Consider the following 20,147-nt stretch of genomic DNA (forward strand, 5'->3'; position numbering starts at 1 on the left):
GGCCCCCTGCCCCGCCTCCGCTCCGGCGCGCGCGGACCGCTCGTCTGGGCGGTCGTCAGCCTGCTGTCCGGTGCCGCCGCCATCTGGGTGCTCTACGGCTCCGGCTGGCTGCGCGTCACCCGCGTGGAGGTCAGCGGCACCACGGTGCTGACGGCCGCACAGGTGCGCGAGGCGGCCCGGGTGCCGCTGGGCGACCCCCTGGCGGCCGTGGACACCGACGCCATCGAGGAACGGCTGCTGACCCGGCTGAAGCGGGTCGAGTCGGTGGACGTCGTACGTTCCTGGCCGCACGCGATCGGTCTGAAAGTGACCGAACGACGCCCCAAGGTCCTGCTCGAAAAGAGCGGGAAGTTTATTGAAATCGACGGCAGCGGAGTGCGCTTCGCCACAGTCGATCAAGCCGTGCCCGGGGTGCCCCGGCTCGTGGTGGAGAGCTCCGGCTCGGCCGCCGGCCGCCGGTTCGGCGTGGAGCGGCTGGAGCGCGAGGCCGCCCGCGTCGCCGCCGACCTGCCCGCCGAGGTGCGCCGGGACACCAGGGTCATCCGGGTGCGCTCCTACGACTCCATCACCGTGGAGCTGACGGATGATCGGACGATCGCCTGGGGCAGTGGTGAGCGGGGCGAGGCGAAGGCCCGTACGCTCGTCGCGCTCCTCAAGGCCGCGGGGGGCGCGAAACACTTCGATGTGAGCGCCCCGGCGGCGCCCGCGGTGTCCGGGAGTTGACGTCGTTCCCGGCTGGCCAGCACCCTGGTTGGCTACGGCTATGGGTGATCACATAGGGTGAAAAGAAAAACGGGAGGTTCGGCGTGTTCGTTGAAGCGCCGCCGCTTGTCGACTTAGTGTCCTGCTTCAGAGAACCCAGGGAACAGTGACACCGGTAACCCTAAACTTCAACGTTAGGGTTCGGGTCGGCATTGAGAACCGCCCCCAGGCATACGTAACTCGAGGCGAGAGGCCTTCGACGTGGCAGCACCGCAGAACTACCTCGCAGTCATCAAGGTCGTCGGTATCGGCGGCGGTGGCGTGAACGCCATCAACCGGATGATCGAGGTCGGTCTCAAGGGCGTCGAGTTCATCGCGATCAACACCGATGCACAGGCCCTGCTGATGAGCGACGCCGACGTCAAGCTCGACGTCGGCCGGGAGCTCACGCGCGGCCTCGGCGCCGGCGCGAACCCCGATGTCGGCCGCAAGGCGGCCGAGGACCACCGCGAGGAGATCGAGGAGGTCCTCAAGGGGGCCGACATGGTCTTCGTCACCGCCGGCGAGGGCGGTGGCACCGGCACCGGCGGCGCGCCCGTCGTGGCCAACATCGCCCGCTCGCTGGGCGCCCTGACGATCGGTGTGGTCACCCGCCCCTTCACCTTCGAGGGCCGGCGCCGGGCGAACCAGGCCGAGGACGGCATCGCCAGCCTCCGCGACGAGGTCGACACCCTCATCGTCATCCCCAACGACCGACTGCTGTCCATCTCGGACCGCCAGGTGAGCGTGCTCGACGCGTTCAAGTCGGCCGACCAGGTCCTGCTCTCCGGTGTCCAGGGCATCACCGACCTCATCACCACCCCGGGCCTGATCAACCTGGACTTCGCCGACGTCAAGTCCGTGATGTCCGAGGCGGGCTCGGCCCTCATGGGCATCGGCTCGGCCCGCGGCGACGACCGCGCCGTGGCCGCCGCCGAGATGGCCATCTCCTCGCCGCTGCTGGAGGCGTCCATCGACGGCGCCCGTGGTGTGCTGCTCTCCATCTCCGGCGGTTCCGACCTCGGTCTCTTCGAGATCAACGAGGCCGCCCAGCTGGTCAGCGAGGCCGCCCACCCCGAGGCCAACATCATCTTCGGTGCCGTCATCGACGACGCCCTGGGCGACGAGGTCCGCGTCACGGTCATCGCGGCCGGCTTCGACGGCGGTCAGCCGCCGGCCAAGGGCAGCCGTGACAAGGTGCTCGGCGGCTCCTCCTCCTACGGCTCCGGCCGCGAGGAGAGCCAGGTCGGCGCCCCCGGCCGGTCGGCCCCGGCACAGTCCGAGCCGTCCCGCCCGTCCTTCGGCGGTCTCGGCAGCGTGACCCCGCGCACCGAGGAGCCCGCGGTCGAGCCGTCGCCGGTCGCCGAGGTCCCCCCGCCGCCGGTCAGCTCCCCGCAGGTGCCGCCGGCCCGTCCGTACCAGGACTCGACGGCCGAGGAACTGGACGTTCCCGACTTCCTCAAGTGAGCAGTCCGAAGTGAACCGGTCGACCGGCGACCGGGCCTGAAGCCGACCCAGCCCGAAGTGACACCGAAGAACCACTGAACGGCACCGAGTGATAGGGCAGCAGCACACAGTGCCCCCCGTAGAACACGTGGCACACGCGAGCGGCGCGCACTTCGCCTTCACCGACAGGTGGGGCGGGGTGAGCGCCGCTCCGTATGCGGAGCTCAACCTCGGCGGAGCGGTCGGCGACGACCCGGCCGCCGTGCGGACCAACCGCCGGCGGGCCGCCGAGGCCCTCGGCCTCGACCCGGCCGCCGTCGTCTGGATGAACCAGGTGCACGGCAACGACGTCGCCGTGGTGGACGGGCCCTGGGCGGCGAACGGGCGACCGGCGAACGGGGGACCGGCGGACGAGATCCCCGCGGTGGACGCGGTGGTGACCACCCGTCGGGGTCTGGCCCTCGCGGTCCTCACCGCCGACTGCGTCCCGGTGCTGCTGGCCGATCCGGTCGCCGGGATCACGGGCGCCGCCCACGCCGGGCGGCCGGGACTGGTCGCCGGGGTGGTCCCGGCGGTGGTCACGGAGATGCTCCGGCTCGGCGCCGAGCCGGACCGGATCGTCGGCCACATCGGCCCCTCGGTCTGCGGCGGCTGCTACGAGGTGCCCGAGGCGATGCGCGCCGAGGTCGCCGAGGCGGCGCCCGAATCCTGGGCCACCACCCGGCGGGGCACCCCGGCGGTGGACGTGGCGAACGGGGTCGCGGCCCAGCTCGGCCGGATGGGCGTCACGGGCGTCGGCAGATCGGACGTCTGCACGATGGAGTCCGCCGACCACTTCTCCTACCGGCGCGAGCGGACCACGGGACGACTGGCCTCCTATGTGTGGCTGGAGGAGCAGTCATGACGGACCGCAAGACCCTGTTGGCCGACAACCTCGCTCGGGTGGAGGAACGTATCTCCACCGCCTGCGCCTCGGCCGGCAGACCGCGGGAGGAGGTGACCCTGATCGTGATCACCAAGACCTACCCCGCGAGCGACGTCCGTCTCCTCGCGGAGCTGGGGGTCCGTCACGTCGGCGAGAACCGCGACCAGGACGCCGCCCCCAAGGCGGCGGAGTGCTCGGATCTGCCCCTTACCTGGCACTTCGTCGGACAGTTGCAGACAAACAAGGTCCGGTCGGTGGTGGATTACGCCGGTCTGGTGCACTCCGTTGACCGGGACCGACTGGTCACGGCCCTGTCCCAGTCGGCCGTCCGGGCCGGGCGGGAGACCGGGCTCGACTGCCTGATCCAGGTGGCGCTCGACGCGGAGTCCGGGGAGCGCGGGGTGCGGGGAGGTGTCGCGCCCGACGGCGTGGCGGCCCTGGCCGACGCGATCGCCGGGGCGGAAGGGCTGCGACCGGCGGGACTGATGACGGTCGCTCCGCTCAGCGGCCCCTTCGCGGGCAGGCCGAGAGCCGCTTTTGACCGGCTGATGGAAATCGCAACGGACCTGCGCGCGGCTCATCCGACTGCGAACATGGTGTCAGCAGGGATGAGCGCGGATCTCGAGGACGCCGTGGCGGCCGGTGCGACACATGTACGTGTCGGCTCGGCGGTACTCGGAGTCCGACCCCGGCTCGGGTAACGTCGCCAGGAAGTCGGACCACAGCAGAAAATATGGTCATTCCCGTCAAAAGGCGGGCGGACCGCGTGGATCCGGGCGCCGTTGACGGAGCCGATCCACCACAGAGCGGAGGATGCGGAGAATGGCCGGCGCGATGCGCAAGATGGCGGTCTACCTCGGCCTCGTGGAGGACGATGGGTACGACGGCCCGGGGTTCGACCCCGATGACGAGTTCGAACCCGAGCCGGAGCCGGACCGGCGCCGGCAGCAGCAACACCAGGCGCACACGGCACAACAGACGCAATCGGACGAACCGGTTCGAGTCGCCCAGCCGCCCGCGCAGCGCGAACCCGCTCCGCTCGTAGCGGAACCGGGACGACCCGCCCGAATCGCCCCCGTGTCGTCCATCACACCCGAACGCCACTCTCTGGAGAAGAACGCACCGGTGATCATGCCCAAGGTTGTGTCCGAGCGGGAGCCCTACCGCATCACGACATTGCACCCCCGGACCTACAACGAGGCCCGTACCATCGGGGAACACTTCCGCGAGGGCACTCCGGTGATCATGAATCTCACCGAGATGGACGACACCGACGCGAAGCGACTTGTCGACTTCGCGGCCGGTCTGGTCTTCGGACTCCACGGCAGCATCGAGCGGGTGACACAGAAGGTGTTCCTGCTGTCGCCTGCTAACGTCGATGTCACGGCGGAGGACAAGGCCCGCATCGCAGAGGGTGGGTTCTTCAACCAGAGCTGAGACGCAACACCGGGCAATCCGGACAACGGCCAGTCAGGCCGAGGTACGAGCAAGGGGAGAGGGAAGCGCGAGATGGGCATCGCACAGCAGGTGATCTACATCGCGCTGTACTGCTTCCTGATCGTTCTGATCTTCCGGCTGGTGATGGATTACGTCTTCCAGTTCGCCCGCTCGTGGCAACCCGGTAAGGCGATGGTGGTCCTCCTGGAGGCCACCTACACTGTCACCGATCCGCCACTCAAGCTTCTGCGGCGGGTCATCCCGCCGCTGCGTCTCGGGGGCGTAGCGCTCGACCTGTCCTTCTTCGTACTGATGATCATCGTCTACATCCTGATCACCGTCGTGAGCCGGCTGTGAACGCGGCTGTGAACGATACGGTCTTGCCGATTGCCGACGACTACGTTGAGGTGAAGAAGAGATGCCGCTGAGCCCCGAGGACGTGCGGAACAAGCAGTTCACGACCGTCCGCCTCCGAGAAGGCTATGACGAGGACGAGGTCGATGCCTTTCTCGACGAGGTGGAGGCGGAACTGACCCGCCTGCTCCGGGAGAACGAGGACCTGCGCGCCAAGCTGGCCGCCGCGACGCGTGCCGCCGCGCAGAACCAGCAGCAGAACATGCGTAAGCCGGAGCCCCAGGATCAGCGACCCGGCGCTCCGGTGCCCGCCGCCATATCGGGCCCGCAGCCGGTGCCGCCGAACCAGCAGCAGATGGGTGGTCCGCCGCAGCTTCCGGGCGGTGCCCCGCAGCTGCCGGCCGGTCCGGGCGGTCACGGCCACGGTCCCCAGGGCCCGCACGGTCCCGGCCCGATGGGACAGAACGGTCCGATGGGCCAGAATGGACCGATGGGTGGCCCGATGGGCGGACCCATGGGACAGAACGGACCGATGGGGCAGAACCCCATGGGGCAGAACGGACCGATGGGCCAGAACGGTCCGATGGGTCAGAACGGTCCGATGGGTCAGAACCCCATGGGTCAGAACCCCATGGGTCAGAACCCCATGGCGCAGAACGCCCCCATGGGTGCACCGCAGCTGCCGCAGCCGGGCCAGGGTCCGGGTGGCGACAGCGCGGCCCGTGTTCTCTCGCTCGCGCAGCAGACGGCCGATCAGGCGATCGCGGAGGCCCGTTCCGAGGCCAACAAGATCGTCGGCGAGGCCCGCAGCCGCGCCGAGGGTCTGGAGCGGGACGCCCGTGCCAAGGCGGACGCCCTGGAGCGGGACGCCCAGGAGAAGCACCGTGTCGCGATGGGCTCGCTGGAGTCCGCCCGCGCCACGCTGGAGCGCAAGGTCGAGGACCTGCGCGGCTTCGAGCGCGAGTACCGCACGCGACTGAAGTCCTACCTGGAGAGCCAGCTCCGTCAGCTGGAGAACCAGGCGGACGACTCGCTGGCCCCGCCGCGCACCCCGGCCGCCGCGTCGCTGCCGCCGGCCCCCTCGATGAGCGGGTCGATGGCCTCGGCCGGTGCGAGCATGGGCGGTCACTCCATGGGCGGCAACCAGCCCATGGGCGGCCACGGCGGTCCGTCGACGGGTGCCCCGTCGTACGGCGGTCAGCAGCAGATGTCTCCGGCCATGACGCAGCCGATGGCTCCGGTGCGGCCGCAGGGTCAGCAGCCGATGCAGGCGCCTTCGCCGATGCGCGGGTTCCTCATCGATGAGGACGACAACTGACGGCCTCAGCCTTAGCCGTCGGCACACATTGGGCCGGGCCCCTGGGATCACCCAGGGGCCCGGCCCATTTGTGCGCCTACGGCGCGGGGTTTCGCCCGCCCGCCCGCCCGGCCACCCGTTCAGCCAGAAACGTCATGACGTGGGTGGGCAAACGGGTGGGCAGGTGGGCGAAACCCCCCGGCGCGGTAGCGCCGGGGGGTCTGTTCACCCGTCTGCTTACGCCTTACGAAGGCGGAACGTCAGTCCGAGCCCCTCGTCGCTGAAGGGCTCACCGAACGAGTCATCGGCGGAGCCGGAGGCGAAGTCCGTCGCAAGAACCTCGTCCGCGATAAGGCCCGCGTGCTCGCCCAGAGCCGTGACGACCTCCTCGTCGGCGGAGACCCACCGAAGAACGATGCGGTCGGCGACATCCAGGCCGCTGTTCTTCCGCGCCTCCTGGATCAGCCGGATCGCGTCGCGGGCCAGACCCGCGCGCCGCAGTTCCGGGGTGATCTCCAGGTCGAGGGCGACGGTGGCGCCGGAGTCGGAGGCCACGGACCAGCCCTCGCGCGGGGTCTCGGTGATGATGACCTCGTCCGGAGTGAGTGCGACCGTCTCGCCGTCGACCTCCACCGAGGCTGTCCCCTCCCGCAGTGCCAGCGAGAGCGCCGCCGCATCCGCCGCCGCGACCGCCTTGGCCACCGCCTGGACGCCCTTGCCGAAACGCTTGCCCAGGGCACGGAAGTTGGCCTTGGCCGTGGTGTCGACCAGAGAACCGCCGACCTCCGACAGGGAGGCGAGCGAGGAGACGTTCAGCTCCTCGGCGATCTGGGCGCGCAGCTCCTCGCCCAGCGTCTCGAAACCGGCCGCCGCGACCAGCGCGCGGGACAGCGGCTGGCGCGTTTTGACGCCGGATTCGGCGCGGGTGGCGCGGCCCAGTTCGACCAGGCGGCGGACCAGCAGCATCTGCTGCGAGAGCGCCGGGTCGATCAGGGCGGCGTCCGCGACCGGCCAGGAGGAGAGGTGCACCGACTCCGGGGCCTGCGGGTCGACCGGGACGACCATGTCCTGCCAGACCCGCTCGGTGATGAACGGGGTCAGGGGAGCCATCAGCCGCGTGACGGTCTCGACCACGTCGTGGAGCGTGCGCAGTGCGGCGGCGTCGCCCTGCCAGAAGCGGCGGCGGGAGCGGCGGACGTACCAGTTGGAGAGGTCGTCGACGAAGGACGAGAGCAGCTTGCCGGCGCGCTGGGTGTCGTAGGCCTCCAGGGCCTGGGTGACCTGCTCCACCAGGGTGTTGAGCTCGCCGAGCAGCCAGCGGTCGATCAGCGGGCGGTCGGCCGGTGCCGGGTCGGACGCGCTGGGCGCCCAGTCGGACGTGCGGGCGTAGAGGGCCTGGAAGGCGACGGTGTTCCAGTAGGTGAGGAGGGTCTTCCGGACGACCTCCTGGATGGTGCCGTGGCCGACGCGGCGCGCTGCCCAGGGGGAGCCGCCTGCGGCCATGAACCAGCGGACGGCGTCGGCGCCGTGCTGGTCCATGAGGGGGATGGGCTGGAGGATGTTGCCGAGGTGCTTGGACATCTTCCGGCCGTCCTCGGCGAGGATGTGGCCGAGGCAGACGACGTTCTCGTACGAGGACTTGTCGAAGACGAGCGTGCCGACCGCCATCAGCGTGTAGAACCAGCCACGCGTCTGGTCGATGGCCTCGGAGATGAACTGCGCCGGGTAGCGCTGCTCGAAGAGCTCCTTGTTCTTGTACGGGTAGCCCCACTGGGCGAAGGGCATGGAGCCCGAGTCGTACCAGGCGTCGATGACCTCCGGCACCCGGACGGCCGTGTGGGAGCAGCCCTCCGCCGTGCAGGTGAAGGTGACGTCGTCGATGTACGGGCGGTGGGGGTCCAGGTCGCTCTGGTCGGTGCCGGTCAGCTCGGAGAGCTCGGCCAGCGAGCCGACGCAGGTGAGGTGGTCGTCCTCGCAGCGCCAGATGGGCAGCGGGGTGCCCCAGTAGCGGTTGCGGGACAGGGCCCAGTCGATGTTGTTGTTGAGCCAGTCGCCGAAGCGACCCTGCTTGACCGAGTCGGGGAACCAGTTGGTCTTCTCGTTCTCCTGGAGCAGCCGGTCCTTGATCGCGGTGGTGCGGATGTACCAGGACGGCTGCGCGTAGTAGAGGAGCGCGGTGTGGCAGCGCCAGCAGTGCGGGTAGCTGTGCTCGTAGGCGACGTGCCTGAAGAGCAGGCCGCGCTCGGCGAGGTCGGCGACGAGCTTCTCGTCGGCCTTCTTGAAGAACAGACCCCCGACGAGGCCGAGGCTCTCCTCGAAGGTGCCGTCCGGACGGACCGGGTTGACGACCGGGAGGCCGTAGGCGCGGCAGGTGTGGAGGTCGTCCTCACCGAAGGCCGGGGCCTGGTGGACCAGACCGGTGCCGTCCTCGGTGGTGACGTACTCGGCGTTGACGACGAAGTGGGCGGCCTCGGGGAACTCGACCAGGTCGAACGGGCGACGGTAGGCCCAGCGCTCCATCTCACGGCCGGTGAAGGACTGGCCGGTGGCCGTCCAGCCCTCGCCCAGGGCCTTCTCCAGGAGGGCCTCGGCGACGACCAGCTTCTCCGTGCCGTCCGTGGCCACGACGTAGGTGACGTCGGGGTGCGCGGCGGCGGCGGTGTTGGAGACCAGCGTCCACGGGGTGGTCGTCCACACCAGCAGGGCGGCCTGGCCGGCCAGCGGGCCGGAGGTCAAGGGGAAGCGGACGAAGACGGAGGGGTCGACGACCGTCTCGTAGCCCTGGGCCAGTTCGTGGTCGGAGAGGCCGGTGCCGCAGCGGGGGCACCAGGGGGCGACGCGGTGGTCCTGGACCAGCAGGTCCTTGTTGAAGATCTCCTTCAGTGACCACCACACGGACTGGACGTAGTCCGGGTCCATGGTCCGGTACGCGTCGTCGAGGTCGACCCAGTAGCCCATGCGGGTGGTGAGCTCGGCGAAGGCGTCGGTGTGGCGGGTCACGGACTCGCGGCACTTGGCGTTGAACTCGGCGATGCCGTACGCCTCGATGTCCTGCTTGCCGGAGAAGCCGAGCTCCTTCTCCACCGCGAGCTCGACCGGCAGGCCGTGGCAGTCCCAGCCGGCCTTCCTCGCCACGTGGTAGCCCTGCATCGTGCGGAAGCGCGGGAAGACGTCCTTGAAGACGCGGGCCTCGATGTGGTGGGCGCCGGGCATGCCGTTGGCGGTCGGCGGGCCCTCGTAGAACACCCACTCGGGGCGGCCCTCGGACTGGTCGAGGGTGCGGGTGAAGGTCTTGTGCTCGCGCCAGAAGTCGAGCACCGCGTGCTCGAGGGCGGGCAGGTCGACCTGTGCGGGTACCTGGCGGTACTGCGTCATGGGCTTCCTCCGGCGGAACGTCATCGCACTGTCCGTCGGAGGGACGAGACGCGCTGCGCGCTCCCGCGGTACCACCCTCCTTGGCCGCAGACGCTCTCCGTCTCCAGCCCCCTCGTTAGGGTCGCGAAGCCGGTTCTACTGGCCCCTCGGCGGGACGTTCTTCCGGCGGCTCCGGGCTGATCCTCACTCCGCGCACACCTCCGGGCTCGCACCGTCCCCGGATCGCTGATGGCTGCGTGCGGCGCTACTGGTCCCTTCCACGCCTCTCGCTGCGCCCAGTGTACGGGGCGCACGACGGGGCGGCCGACCGGCAAGGGGCCGGAGGCGGGGTGCGGAGGGGGAGACCGGCGAGCCCCGTTGCCGAGGGGGCCCGGGCGATTTATCGTTCCCGCACGATTTGCGCCCAAGATCATAAAATGTGAAGGGATCGCGGCCATGGCGGAGAAGTCGGCGGGTTCGGCTGCGCCTGCGCTTGCGGGGGAGGCGGCATCGGCCGTGAAGCGGGCTGCGAAGTCGGCCGCGGCCGGCGGGAAGGCGAACGCCGCGTCCGCGGCCGGGAAGGCGGCGAAGGCGGCGAAGGCCGTTCCGGCCGTGAAACCGGCGGGGAAGACGGCCCTGGCCAAGGGCGCTGCGGCGCCGGATAAGACCGCTTCCGCGGAGAAGACCACGAAGACGGCGAAGGCGGCTCCCGCCGCGAAGGCCGCCGGGTCCGGCAAGGCCGCGGCGGGCAAGGCCGCCGCGCAGAAGACCGTGAAGACGGCCTCGGCCGAGACCGCGGCCAGGGCGTCCGTGCCCGGCGGGAAGGCGGCCTCGGCCGGGAAGGGGAAGGCCGTCGGCGGGAAGGCGGCCAAGGCCGCCCCGGTTGAGAAGGCGGCGGGGCGCGTCGCCACCACGGAGGGTGCCCCCGCCACGAAGGCTGCGCCCGCCAAGAAGGCGGCGAAGGCCGCGAAGGCCGTTCCCGCGAACGAGCGCGTCGCCGCCACGGAGGGCACCCCCGCCCCCAAGGCCGCCCCCGCCAAGAAGCGCGCCTCCGGCGCGAAAGCCGGGTCGGCCGCGTCCAAGGCCGCGGCATCCTCCGGCGGTACGGCGGCCAAGGCGGCCGGAACGACCGAGGCCGCAGCCGGAACGACCAAGGCCGCGGCCAAGACGGCCAAGGCCGCCCCCTCGGGCAGCACGCGAGGCGGTAAGGGGCCCCTGGCCAAGAAGGCGGCCGCCACGGCCAAGGGGCCCGCCCCGGCCAAAAAATCCAACCGCACGGGAGAAAGCGCCGCGGCGGGGAAGACTGCCACGGTGGCCACGGCCGCGGCGGCCCGTAAGGGCGGAGCCGCCGAGGCCACCGCACCAGCGAAGAAGGGCGGCCGGGCCCGGCAGGGCGCGGCCGCCGATGAGCTGTCCGCTGAGGAGACGGGAGCCAGGACGGTGGCTGCGAAGAAGACCATGGGGCAGGCCGCGAAGAAGGTGCCGGGGGCCCGCACGGGCACGGCCGCGGTCGCGCCCGGCGAGCTCGCCGTACGGCCGGGGGAGGAGCCCTGGTCCGCGGCGGAGGTGGCCGAGGCCCGCGCCGAGCTGATGAGCGAGACGATGCGGCTGCGCAACGAGATCGAGGCCTCCCAGGCCGCGATCAGCGGCCTGATGCGCGACTCGGGCGACGGCGCGGGCGACGACCAGGCGGACACCGGCACCAAGAACATCACCCGGGAGCACGAACTGGCCCTCGCCGCCAACGCCCGGGAGATGCTGGAGCAGACCGAGCGGGCGCTGGAGCGCTTGGACGCCGGTACGTACGGCCTCTGCGAGAACTGCGGCAAACCGATCGGCAAGGCCCGTATGCAGGCATTTCCCCGCGCCACGCTCTGTATGGAGTGCAAGCAGCGACAGGAACGTCGCTGACCGGCCCCGCACCATGTGCCGTACCCTCGTCCTCAGCCAGCAGGGACGACATCCAGGGACTCACGTGACTGAGGCGGAACAGGCCGGACGGCCCACCGAGCCCACCGGGGCGACGGCGACGGCCGGTGAAGAGAGCGCGCCCAAGGGCCCGCGGCGCATCGGGACGCTGCTGGCCGTGGCCGCCTTCGCGTTCCTCCTCGATCTGGGCAGCAAGCTCCTCGTGGTCGCCCAGCTGGAGCACCACGACCCCATCCAGGTGTTCGGCACCTGGCTCCAGTTCGAGGTGATCCGCAACCGGGGCGCGGCCTTCGGCATCGGCGAGGCGATGACGGTCGTCTTCACGGTCATCGCCGCCGCCGTGATCGTGGCGATCGCCCGGATCGCCCGCAAGCTCCACAGCATGCCGTGGGCGATCGCGCTCGGCCTGCTGCTGGGCGGCGCCCTCGGCAATCTCACCGACCGGCTGTTCCGCTCGCCCGGCGGCTTCCAGGGCGGCGTGGTGGACTTCATCGCGCCCGCCCACTTCGCCGTCTTCAACCTCGCCGACTCCGCGATCGTCTGCGGCGGCTTCCTGATCGTGATCCTCTCCTTCCGGGGCCTGGACCCGGACGGCACCGTCCACCAGGACTGAGCCCCCGAGCAGGGCCCCGGCCGGACCCCCGGCCGGACCCCTGGCCGGGTCCCCGGCCGAGGCCCGGGGCGGGGATGCCGCGCCCGTCCGTCATACTCGACGGGTGAGCACCATTCCCGAGATCCGCGCCCTGCCTGTTCCCGACGGCCTTGAGGGCGAGCGCGTCGACGCCGCGATCGCCCGTATGTTCGGCTTCTCCCGCACCAAGGCGGCCGAGCTGGCGGCAGCGGGCAAGGTCCAGCTCGACGGGGCCGCGGCCGGGAAGTCCGACCGGGTCACCGGCGGCGCCTGGCTGGAGGTCGAGATGCCCGCGGCGCCCGCGCCGGTGCAGATCGTCGCCGAGCCCGTCGAGGGCATGGAGATCATCCATGACGACGACGACATCGTCGTGATCGTCAAGCCGGTGGGCGTGGCCGCGCACCCCAGCCCCGGCTGGACCGGCCCCACCGTGATCGGCGGCCTCGCCGCCGCGGGCTACCGCATCTCCACCTCCGGTGCCGCCGAGCGCCAGGGCATCGTCCACCGCCTGGACGTCGGCACCTCGGGCCTGATGGTGGTCGCCAAGTCCGAGCGCGCCTACACCCTGCTCAAGCAGCAGTTCCGCGAGCGCACGGTCGACAAGCGCTACCACTCGCTGGTCCAGGGCCACCCGGACCCGATGAGCGGCACCATCGACGCCCCCATCGGCCGGCACCCCAACCACGACTACAAGTGGGCCGTCATCGCCGACGGCAAGCCGTCGGTGACCCACTACGACCTCATCGAGGCGTTCCGGGCCGCCAGCCTGCTGGACATCAAGCTGGAGACGGGCCGCACCCACCAGATCCGTGTGCACATGTCCGCCCACCGGCACCCCTGCGTCGGCGACATGACCTACGGCGCCGACCCCACCATCGCCAAGCGGCTGAAGCTCACCCGCCAGTGGCTGCACGCCGTGCGCCTCGGCTTCGAGCACCCCTCGGACGGCCGCTGGGTGGAGTTCGAGAGCGACTACCCCGACGATCTCCAGTACGCCCTGGACACGGTGCGCGCCGAGAGCGCGTAGCCGCCCGGACGGAGAACGGTCCGGAGGGCGGGCCGGAAGCGGGTGAGGCAGGCTGGGGGAACGGCCCCGGCAGTCACACCCGCACCCACCCGCCCGGAGGGCATCCGTGGACCAGCTCGCCCTGCTGTTCGTCCTGCTGCTGGGAGCGCTGGTCACCGTGCCGCTGGGCGACCGGCTCGGGCTGCCGCCGCCGGTGCTGATGACGCTCGGCGGGATCGTCCTGGCACTGCTGCCGTTCGTGCCGAACATCGACATCCCGCCGGAGTTCATCCTCCCGCTGGTCCTGCCGCCCCTGCTCTACGCCTCCGCCCAGCGCACCTCCTGGCGGCAGTTCGCCGCCAACCGGCGGCCGATCTTCCTGCTCGCGGTCGCGCTGGTCTTCGTCACCACCGCCGCCGTCGCCGCCGTCGCCAACGCGATCGTGCCAGGGATTTCGCTGGCCGCAGCCGTGGCGCTGGGCGCGCTCGTCGCCCCGCCCGACCCCGTGGCCGCCACCGCCGTCGCGGGCTCCCTGGGGCTGCCCCGCCGCCTCGTCTCCATCCTGGAGGGGGAGGGGCTCTTCAACGACGTCACCGCCATCGTGCTCTACCACGTGGCCATCGCGGCCGCCGTCAGCGGCAGCTTCTCGCTGCCGAGGGCGGCCGGCGAGCTGGTGTTCTCCGCCGTGGTGGCCGTGGGCGTCGGCCTGGCGCTCGGCTGGATCGCCAAGCGGCTGATGGACGTCCTCGGCGACCCCACGCTCCAGATCGGGCTCACCCTGCTGGTGCCGTTCGTCTCCTACGTCCTCGCCGAGGAGTTCAAGGGCTCCGGGGTGCTCGCGGTGCTGACCACCGCGCTGTTCCTCGCCGAGTTCGCGAGCGACGCCGACGACGTCCTGGGGCGGCTGGCCGGGCACACCTTCTGGGAGATCGTCGACACCCTCGTCACCGGCGTCGCCTTCGGCCTCGTCGGCCTCGAACTGCACAACGCCATCAGCACCGCGTACGGCCGCTGGGGCGAGATGCTCGGCATCGGCGGCGTCGTCATCGCCGTCGTGGTGGGCGTACGCCTGGCCTGGCTCCTGCCCGCCGCCTGGCTGGCCAGGAGGCTCCACAAGGGCCGCGACATCGACGAGGAGATCCTGACGAACTGGCGGGAGACCCTCGTGATGTGGTGGTCCGGGATGCGCGGCGTGGCCTCCGTGGCCCTCGCCCTGGCCATCCCGCTGACCACGGACGACAAGTCGCCCTTCCCCGCCCGGGGCGAGATCCTCTTCATCGCCTTCGCCGTCATCATCTCCACCCTCGTCGTCCAGGGCCTCACCCTGCCCCGGCTGGTCAAGCTGCTCGGCGTGCGCGCCGACTCCGACTGGACCCACGAGCTGGAGCGCCAGCTGGCCATCCGCGCCGCCAAGGCCGCCAAGCACCGGCTGCTGGAGATCGAACGACAGGAGGAGCTCCCCGAGGACCTGGTGGAGATGCTCCACCGGCGCGCCTACGACATCGGCGCCCGCATCAGCCCCGAGATGGTCGACGAGGAACGGCGCGAGGCCCACACCCAGCGCGTCCAGCGGCTGCGCACCATCCAGACCATCCACGCCGAGCTGCTCTCGGCCGCCCGCCACGCGGTGCTCGACGCGCGCAGCGAGCCGTGGATGGACCCGGAGGTGGTCGACCGGGTGCTGCGACAGCTCGACATGCGGAGCCTGCGCGGGGCGTGAACAGGTGGCTCACGTCGTCCCCGGCCCCGGGCCGATGTCCCCCGACGTGGGCGGGGCCTGCCGGCGGTCCGGGGCCTCCTCCAGGCCGGGCGCGGGAGCGGTGTTGATCCGCGGCAGCGCGTACGGGTGCTCCCGGCGCAGCCAGGCGATCAGGGCCTCGCGGACCACACAGCGCAGCGTCCAGATGTCGTCGGGGTCCTTGGCGGTGACCAGCGCCCGCACCTGGACGGTGGTGGGCGTGGTGTCGGTGACGACCAGGCTCCAGCCGCGCCCGTCCCACTCGGGGCATTCCTTGAGGACCTCGTGCAGCCGCTCGCGGATCAGGTCGATGGGTGCCGCGTGGTCCAGGTGGAGGAAGACGGTGCCGGTCATCCGGGGATTGCTCCGGGACCAGTTCTCGAAGGGCCTGCTGGTGAAGTACGACACCGGCATGGTGATGCGCCGCTCGTCCCAGGTGGTCACCACCAGATACGTGAGGGTGATCTCCTCGACGGTGCCCCACTGGCCGTCGACCACGACCGTGTCCCCGATGCGCACCATGTCGCCGAAGGCGATCTGGAGCCCGGCGAAGACATTGCTCAGCGTCGACTGGGCGGCTATGCCCGCGACGACGCCGATCACCCCGGCCGAGGCCAGCAGGGACGTCCCCGCCGCCCGCATCGCGGGGAAGGTCAGCAGCATCGCCGCCACCGCCACGACGGACACGGCGGCCGTGACGACCCGCTGGATCAGCGTCACCTGGGTCCGTACCCGGCGCACCCGGTAGGGGTCCTGCGCGCCGGCGGCGTAGCGCGCGTAGCCGGACTCCACGACGGCGGCCGCCACCCGGACCGCCAGCCAGGCGCACGCCGCGATCAATATCAGCGTCAGCACCTGCCCGACCGCGCCCCGGGACCCCTTCGGCAGCTCCGCCGAGGGATACCCGGCGCGCAGCAGCGCGGTGCACAGCACCAGCCGCAACGGCATCCGGCAGCGCTCCAGCAGCCCCCACAGCGGGGTCTCGGGATGCAGTGCCCCCACGCGGCGCACGGCCTGGTCGGCGGCCCACCCCGCGATCAGGGTGATCAGGACCGCCCCGCCGAGAACCGCGAGGGGACGCAGTATGTGCTCCATGGGCAGCACCTCCGCTCCTTCGAACGTAGCTGGCTGGCACGATGGGGGCACGTGATTCATGCCGTAAGGAAGTGACCTCCAGTGACGTCCCCTACCACGATTGTTCTATTCCATTCCGCATACGGCCTGCGGCCGGCCGTCCACGCCGCCGCCGACCGCCTGCGGGCCGCCGGGCACGAGGTGCATGTGCCCGACCTGTACGAGGGGCGTACGGCGGAGACCGTCGAGGACGGCATGGCCATCAAGGACGAGATCGGCCGCGAGGAGCTCCTGCGACGCGCTGTGACAGCGGCGGCCCCGCTGTCGGACCGGGGCCTGGTCTACGCGGGCTTCTCCCTCGGCGGCTCCATCGCCCAGAACCTGGCCCTGGCCGACGAGAAGGCCCGCGGCCTGCTGCTCCTCCACGGCACGTCCGACCTCCCGGAGGACGCCTCCATGGACGACCTGCCGGTACAGCTCCACGTCGCGGACCCGGACCCCTTCGAGCCGCACGACTGGCTGAACGCGTGGTACCTGCGCATGGGCCGGGCGGGCGCGGACGTGGAGGTCCACCGCTACCACGGCGCGGGGCACCTCTTCACCGATCCGGAGCTGGACGACTACGACGCGGAGGCGGCGGAGACGGCGTGGCGCGTGGCGCTGGCGTTCCTGGAGGAGGTCGCGGCGGGTTAGGACCCGCAACGGCGACCAGCCCCGCCGGGGAGCCCGGCGGGGCTGGTGCGGGACGACTCAGACGAGGCCGATTCCGGCCTGAGCTTTGATGGTGTCCACGGCTTCGTCGGTGAGCCACCGCAGGGGGATGACGGTCCACCTGTCACGCTTGCGCATGATCACGGCCTTGCCGTCCCTGGTGGTCTCACAGCTCATGAAGCCTTGCTCTCTCAGGTCCTGAATCAGGTCCTCGCCTCGCTTCATTTCCCGTCCCGGTCCTTGTCGTCGGCGTGCGAGCTGTGCACGTCACCGTTCTGAGAGACGCGGGTGTCGGGATCGGTCACCTGATCCTGGTTGGCGTGCGGGTCCCAGGGCTCTCCCGCGTTCTCGAAGTCCTTCCTACCCATGTTCGTGCTCCTTTCTGACTGTCAGCGGTTTTGTGCGTTCCGCGCTATTCCGTGTGGTGCTTCCTGCTGTGATCCGCCAGGGCGGCGTCCTTCGCCCGCGCTCCGGTCTCGTCGCCGTGAGCCCGGCGCGCGTTCCGCTCCGCGATCAGGTCCTTGCAGGTCTTGCAGGTCACGTGCCCGAGGGACCCGGCAGCCGACGTATGCGGCAGAAGGACGGCACCCTCGGGGAACTCGCTGAAGGGGCAGCTCAGCTTTGACTCGGCGTGGTTCGGGGAACACGTCACCAGCGCCATTGACAGGAACAGGGTCCCGCGCAGGTAGAACCCGAGTGAGCAGTCACCTCTCTGCGCCAGCCGCTCGGCGGCGTAGGCGGTGAGGGCGGTGAGCCGGGTGGGGTCCTGGTCGTGGTGGGAGGCGAAGCGGGGCGCGTGCTCGGTCAGCCGCTCTCCGAGCCATTCCGCGGCCTTCTTCGGCTCGTCCCACGTGCCCTGGATCAGTTGGCGCGGCTTCAGCAGCCACAGGGCCGTCTCGATCGGGGGTACGTCGGTGGCCCTCCACTCTGCGACGGCTTCGCGGTAGCGCTGCTGTACCTCGTCGGGGCTGGTAGCCGTCGGTGCGACGGATGGTGGTGGGCGGCGGATGCTCTCCTTGTCGAAGGCGGTCTTCTCGCCGGTCCAGAGGTAGCCGTGAACGTGCAACTGGTCTTCCTGTCCAGGAAAATAGGCGGCGGCCTCCGCCTCCTCCGGAAGGCGAAGGCCGCCGGTCACAAGGGCAGCCGACTGGGGGCTACCGTGGTGGGGCCGGTCAGGCCGTGAGGTTGAAGCGGGCCGGGTCGATGCCCGCCGCGTTCAGCTCGGCGGTCGTGAACCTCAGCGGCTGCGCGTCCGGCCGCTTGCTGTCACCGAGGGCGTAGGCGTCCTCGGCGATGCGGGCGAGGGTCACGCAGGATTCGCCGTCCGGATGGGTGTTGCCCCCGCACGCCTTGGCGAACTGAGCACCGTCGATGTCGAGCCCGTACAGGTCAGTCATGGTGAACCTTCCTGAGCGATGGAAGGGCACCGGAGCAGCTGTCGCCGCCAAGAGCTTTCTACGGCTCCCGATCGCGACGTGCCGACTCGGCATGGACGAGGGCGTTCGCCAGCTTCTGGACCGTGGTCAACGGAACGGTCCCCAGGTAGACGGACGGCTCGCCACTGAGCGAGGCGCGCCCCATCAGCTGAGGCCAGGAGTCCCGATCGCCAACCGTGATGCCCATCATTTTGAGCACCTGCCCGAGCATAAAAGCGGCGTCGTCCGCCTTCTTCTTTCCCACCATGAAGACGTCGGCTTGCTGTGCGGCTGCTTCGGTGTCCGTGGTCATGGGTACATCGTGGGATCAGTCGCACCGTGATAACAGTTCCAGTCACGTCTTGGACTAAAGATCACGAGCCTTGTCTGCGCACTCGACAAGGAAGTCTCGGGCGCCATCATCGAACAGAGCATAGTTTTCGAGGCTGCCGAAGAGTTCCAGGTATGCGGCTACATCGCGCGGATCCCTCAGGACGACGACCCCCGTCGTGGTTTCTGCCGTGGTCAGGATCGTGTCGTAGATCGTGAACGTATCCATGGGCGCGATCGGCATGTGCCCTCGGGCGGGAATCACGCCCAGTCTCACATTCGGGAGTCTAGATACCGACACCAGCCGGTCAAGCTGTATGGCCATTGCCGGCGCCTGAACCAGCGGCCATTTCACAGCCAGCTCGGACAGGAGGAACGTGAACCGCTTTCTGGTGTCGTAGAGGACTTCTTGCCGCTCGAGCTTCCGGGACACGGTCCGGCTATGGTCGCCTGGGACGTGGGCGAGGCTGGCCCGGATATAGTCGGGAGTGGATAGCAGGCTGGTAATCATGGACAGTAGGAAGAATCGGAACTCCGTCGAAGTCTTTTCAAGAGTCGCCAGTTCTTGCTGCTTCTTGTCCAGGCCCTTCCTGCGAAGGTTCCGGAAGTCCTGCCACTCGGTATTCGCGCTCTTGGCCAGCGCCATGGCCTCCGCCACGAGATCGGCGGGGGCTTCAACGGCTCGCAGGTACTGCTCCACGTCCAGGACGGACGGCCTTACTTTTCCGTTCTCAATCCTGGACACTTTGGATTGAGATACGTGCATACGTTGAGCGACCCGGTCTCCTGAGAGACCGGATCGCTTGCGTAGCCCCTTCAGTGAAGCCGCTAGCTCCTGAAGGGACTGGCCTAGCTGTTCGGGCTCGAAGGTCACCTGTGCGGGTACTCCAGGAACGGCACGGATGCCTCTACCGCGATCCGCTGGTACTCGATGAATGGTGCGGGATCGCCCTCGTACAGTTCGCGGCTGATCTGCTTGCCGTCCGGCTCGTAGTGCATGAGAACGATGGTGGAGCGGTCGAACATCCAGAAGTCCTGAACGTCCGGCAGCGGGTTCACCCTGTCGGTCACGTCGAGTAGCCGAATGTCTTCCCCGATGGGCGCCTGATGCCGGTAGTACCTTTCGAACTCGAATCGGAGATAGTCCGAGAACGGTCGGCTCACAATGTGCACCCGACCAATGCCCCCTCCGGTTGCCTTGTGCTTCCGGATCAGGGCAGTCCAGGAGTCCTCGTAGGGGCCGGGATACCGGACCCCGTTCTTGAATTCCGCGAATTCCTCCGCTTCCTGCGGAACAAGATACTGCGGCAGCGTCTCCAGCCTCCACGCTTCCTTCTGGAAGTTCTGGAACTTGGCCACCCACTCCTCACCATCCAAGAGCATCAAACGCCTCCCTCAGCACGCTCTCGGGGATCTCCACGAGCCCTTCCCCGGTCGAGGGCTTGAAGGCGTCGGACGCCTCGCCCTGAACCAGGAACGATCCGGTCGCCGTGCGATACACGTTGGGGCAGTCACCCTGCCCACATTCACCACTGCCGTTACCAGTGAGCCGGATAAGCGCTGAGCGTTCAGACATGCGAACCCCCTCGGCCACGGCCCTGATTGGGCCGATCCATGCCGACGGTACGAGGACCCGCGCACAGGCGTCTATGCCAGGACGCGAATATGCGCGTTATGGACTAAGGATCTTGTTGCGGGCGTGATCTTTGTCCGCCGACGTCGTCACCGCGCGACCGCCGCTCCGCCCCAGGCCCGCTCC

At 70.0% G+C, this 20,147-nt stretch carries 22 protein-coding genes; 12 read left to right on the top strand and 10 right to left on the bottom strand.

Annotation, left to right across the window (positions count from 1 at the left end; translation table 11 throughout):
- Positions 1–6 precede the first annotated feature (6 nt).
- The 7 genes from AB0E98_RS02385 to AB0E98_RS02415 all read left to right on the top strand — a co-directional run bounded on the left by AB0E98_RS02385 (position 7) and on the right by AB0E98_RS02415 (position 6,221).
- Entirely contained in the window at positions 7–723 is a 717-nt protein-coding gene (locus tag AB0E98_RS02385; RefSeq protein ID WP_361698141.1) for an FtsQ-type POTRA domain-containing protein, read from the top strand.
- A 240-nt stretch (positions 724–963) separates the two neighbouring features.
- The gene (ftsZ, locus tag AB0E98_RS02390) at positions 964–2,208 is read left to right on the top strand and encodes a cell division protein FtsZ (RefSeq protein WP_361697671.1); all 1,245 of its coding nucleotides are present in this window, start codon (positions 964–966) and stop codon (positions 2,206–2,208) included.
- A 127-nt stretch (positions 2,209–2,335) separates the two neighbouring features.
- Entirely contained in the window at positions 2,336–3,091 is a 756-nt protein-coding gene (gene pgeF, locus AB0E98_RS02395; protein ID WP_361697673.1) for a peptidoglycan editing factor PgeF, read from the top strand.
- The gene (locus AB0E98_RS02400) at positions 3,088–3,813 is read left to right on the top strand and encodes a YggS family pyridoxal phosphate-dependent enzyme (RefSeq protein ID WP_361697675.1); all 726 of its coding nucleotides are present in this window, start codon (positions 3,088–3,090) and stop codon (positions 3,811–3,813) included. The genes pgeF and AB0E98_RS02400 overlap by 4 nt, the downstream gene beginning before the upstream one ends.
- Before the next feature lie 121 nt (positions 3,814–3,934).
- Complete coding sequence (gene sepF, locus AB0E98_RS02405; protein WP_126913729.1) at positions 3,935–4,549, top strand: cell division protein SepF; 615 nt, start codon at positions 3,935–3,937, stop codon at positions 4,547–4,549.
- A gap of 72 nt (positions 4,550–4,621) precedes the next feature.
- Complete coding sequence (locus AB0E98_RS02410; RefSeq protein WP_086567466.1) at positions 4,622–4,906, top strand: YggT family protein; 285 nt, start codon at positions 4,622–4,624, stop codon at positions 4,904–4,906.
- Positions 4,907–4,967: 61 nt separating this feature from the next.
- On the top strand, positions 4,968–6,221 hold the full coding sequence (locus AB0E98_RS02415; RefSeq protein ID WP_361697678.1) for a DivIVA domain-containing protein: 1,254 nt from the start codon (positions 4,968–4,970) through the stop codon (positions 6,219–6,221).
- Between the two features lie 216 nt (positions 6,222–6,437).
- Here the strand turns inward: AB0E98_RS02415 and ileS are convergent, their stop codons facing one another.
- On the bottom strand, positions 6,438–9,575 hold the full coding sequence (gene ileS / locus AB0E98_RS02420) for an isoleucine--tRNA ligase (protein ID WP_361697680.1): 3,138 nt from the start codon (positions 9,573–9,575) through the stop codon (positions 6,438–6,440).
- Positions 9,576–10,070: 495 nt separating this feature from the next.
- Between ileS and AB0E98_RS02425 the strand changes: the two genes are divergently transcribed.
- The 4 genes from AB0E98_RS02425 (at position 10,071) to AB0E98_RS02440 (ending at position 14,840) form a co-directional block, all read left to right on the top strand.
- Entirely contained in the window at positions 10,071–11,465 is a 1,395-nt protein-coding gene (locus AB0E98_RS02425) for a TraR/DksA C4-type zinc finger protein (protein ID WP_361697682.1), read from the top strand.
- A gap of 64 nt (positions 11,466–11,529) precedes the next feature.
- Positions 11,530–12,096, top strand: a complete 567-nt coding sequence (lspA, locus tag AB0E98_RS02430; RefSeq protein WP_361697684.1) for a signal peptidase II — start codon at positions 11,530–11,532, stop codon at positions 12,094–12,096.
- 103 nt (positions 12,097–12,199) lie between these two features.
- Positions 12,200–13,141 (top strand): RluA family pseudouridine synthase, encoded by a 942-nt coding sequence (locus AB0E98_RS02435; RefSeq protein ID WP_361697686.1) that lies wholly within the window; start codon positions 12,200–12,202, stop codon positions 13,139–13,141.
- Between the two features lie 106 nt (positions 13,142–13,247).
- Entirely contained in the window at positions 13,248–14,840 is a 1,593-nt protein-coding gene (locus tag AB0E98_RS02440; RefSeq protein ID WP_361697688.1) for a Na+/H+ antiporter, read from the top strand.
- 9 nt (positions 14,841–14,849) lie between these two features.
- Here AB0E98_RS02440 and AB0E98_RS02445 read toward each other — a convergent pair whose 3' ends face one another.
- Positions 14,850–15,953, bottom strand: coding sequence for a mechanosensitive ion channel domain-containing protein (locus tag AB0E98_RS02445; RefSeq protein WP_361697690.1), 1,104 nt, complete (start codon positions 15,951–15,953; stop codon positions 14,850–14,852).
- An 81-nt stretch (positions 15,954–16,034) separates the two neighbouring features.
- On the opposite strand from AB0E98_RS02445, the gene AB0E98_RS02450 reads away from it, so the two are divergent.
- Positions 16,035–16,625 carry a dienelactone hydrolase family protein gene (locus tag AB0E98_RS02450; RefSeq protein WP_361697692.1) on the top strand — a complete coding sequence of 197 codons (591 nt, stop codon included), beginning with the start codon at positions 16,035–16,037 and terminating at the stop codon, positions 16,623–16,625.
- A 57-nt stretch (positions 16,626–16,682) separates the two neighbouring features.
- On the opposite strand, the gene AB0E98_RS02455 is transcribed toward AB0E98_RS02450, so the two are convergent.
- The 8 genes from AB0E98_RS02455 to AB0E98_RS02490 are packed head-to-tail and all read right to left on the bottom strand — an operon-like array spanning position 16,683 to position 19,964.
- Positions 16,683–16,868 carry a hypothetical protein gene (locus tag AB0E98_RS02455; RefSeq protein ID WP_361697694.1) on the bottom strand — a complete coding sequence of 62 codons (186 nt, stop codon included), beginning with the start codon at positions 16,866–16,868 and terminating at the stop codon, positions 16,683–16,685.
- The gene (locus AB0E98_RS02460) at positions 16,865–17,011 is read right to left on the bottom strand and encodes a hypothetical protein (protein WP_361697696.1); all 147 of its coding nucleotides are present in this window, start codon (positions 17,009–17,011) and stop codon (positions 16,865–16,867) included. The genes AB0E98_RS02455 and AB0E98_RS02460 overlap by 4 nt, the downstream gene beginning before the upstream one ends.
- 44 nt (positions 17,012–17,055) lie before the next feature.
- Positions 17,056–17,778 (bottom strand): hypothetical protein, encoded by a 723-nt coding sequence (locus AB0E98_RS02465; protein ID WP_361697698.1) that lies wholly within the window; start codon positions 17,776–17,778, stop codon positions 17,056–17,058.
- Between the two features lie 37 nt (positions 17,779–17,815).
- Positions 17,816–18,040: a DUF397 domain-containing protein gene (locus AB0E98_RS02470; protein WP_361697700.1), complete on the bottom strand. Its 225-nt coding sequence runs from the start codon at positions 18,038–18,040 to the stop codon at positions 17,816–17,818.
- Positions 18,041–18,098: 58 nt separating this feature from the next.
- A complete protein-coding gene (locus AB0E98_RS02475; protein ID WP_361697702.1) occupies positions 18,099–18,371 on the bottom strand; it encodes a hypothetical protein in 273 nt (90 codons plus the stop codon).
- A gap of 54 nt (positions 18,372–18,425) precedes the next feature.
- Positions 18,426–19,262 (bottom strand): helix-turn-helix transcriptional regulator, encoded by an 837-nt coding sequence (locus AB0E98_RS02480; RefSeq protein WP_361697704.1) that lies wholly within the window; start codon positions 19,260–19,262, stop codon positions 18,426–18,428.
- Positions 19,259–19,771: a DUF6879 family protein gene (locus tag AB0E98_RS02485; RefSeq protein WP_361697706.1), complete on the bottom strand. Its 513-nt coding sequence runs from the start codon at positions 19,769–19,771 to the stop codon at positions 19,259–19,261. The genes AB0E98_RS02480 and AB0E98_RS02485 overlap by 4 nt, the downstream gene beginning before the upstream one ends.
- On the bottom strand, positions 19,755–19,964 hold the full coding sequence (locus AB0E98_RS02490; protein WP_361697708.1) for a hypothetical protein: 210 nt from the start codon (positions 19,962–19,964) through the stop codon (positions 19,755–19,757). The genes AB0E98_RS02485 and AB0E98_RS02490 overlap by 17 nt, the downstream gene beginning before the upstream one ends.
- Positions 19,965–20,147: the final 183 nt, after the last annotated feature.

Origin of the sequence: Streptomyces sp. NPDC037389 (assembly GCF_040636475.1) — a bacterium.
In the GTDB taxonomy this organism is placed as follows: domain Bacteria; phylum Actinomycetota; class Actinomycetes; order Streptomycetales; family Streptomycetaceae; genus Streptomyces; species Streptomyces hesseae.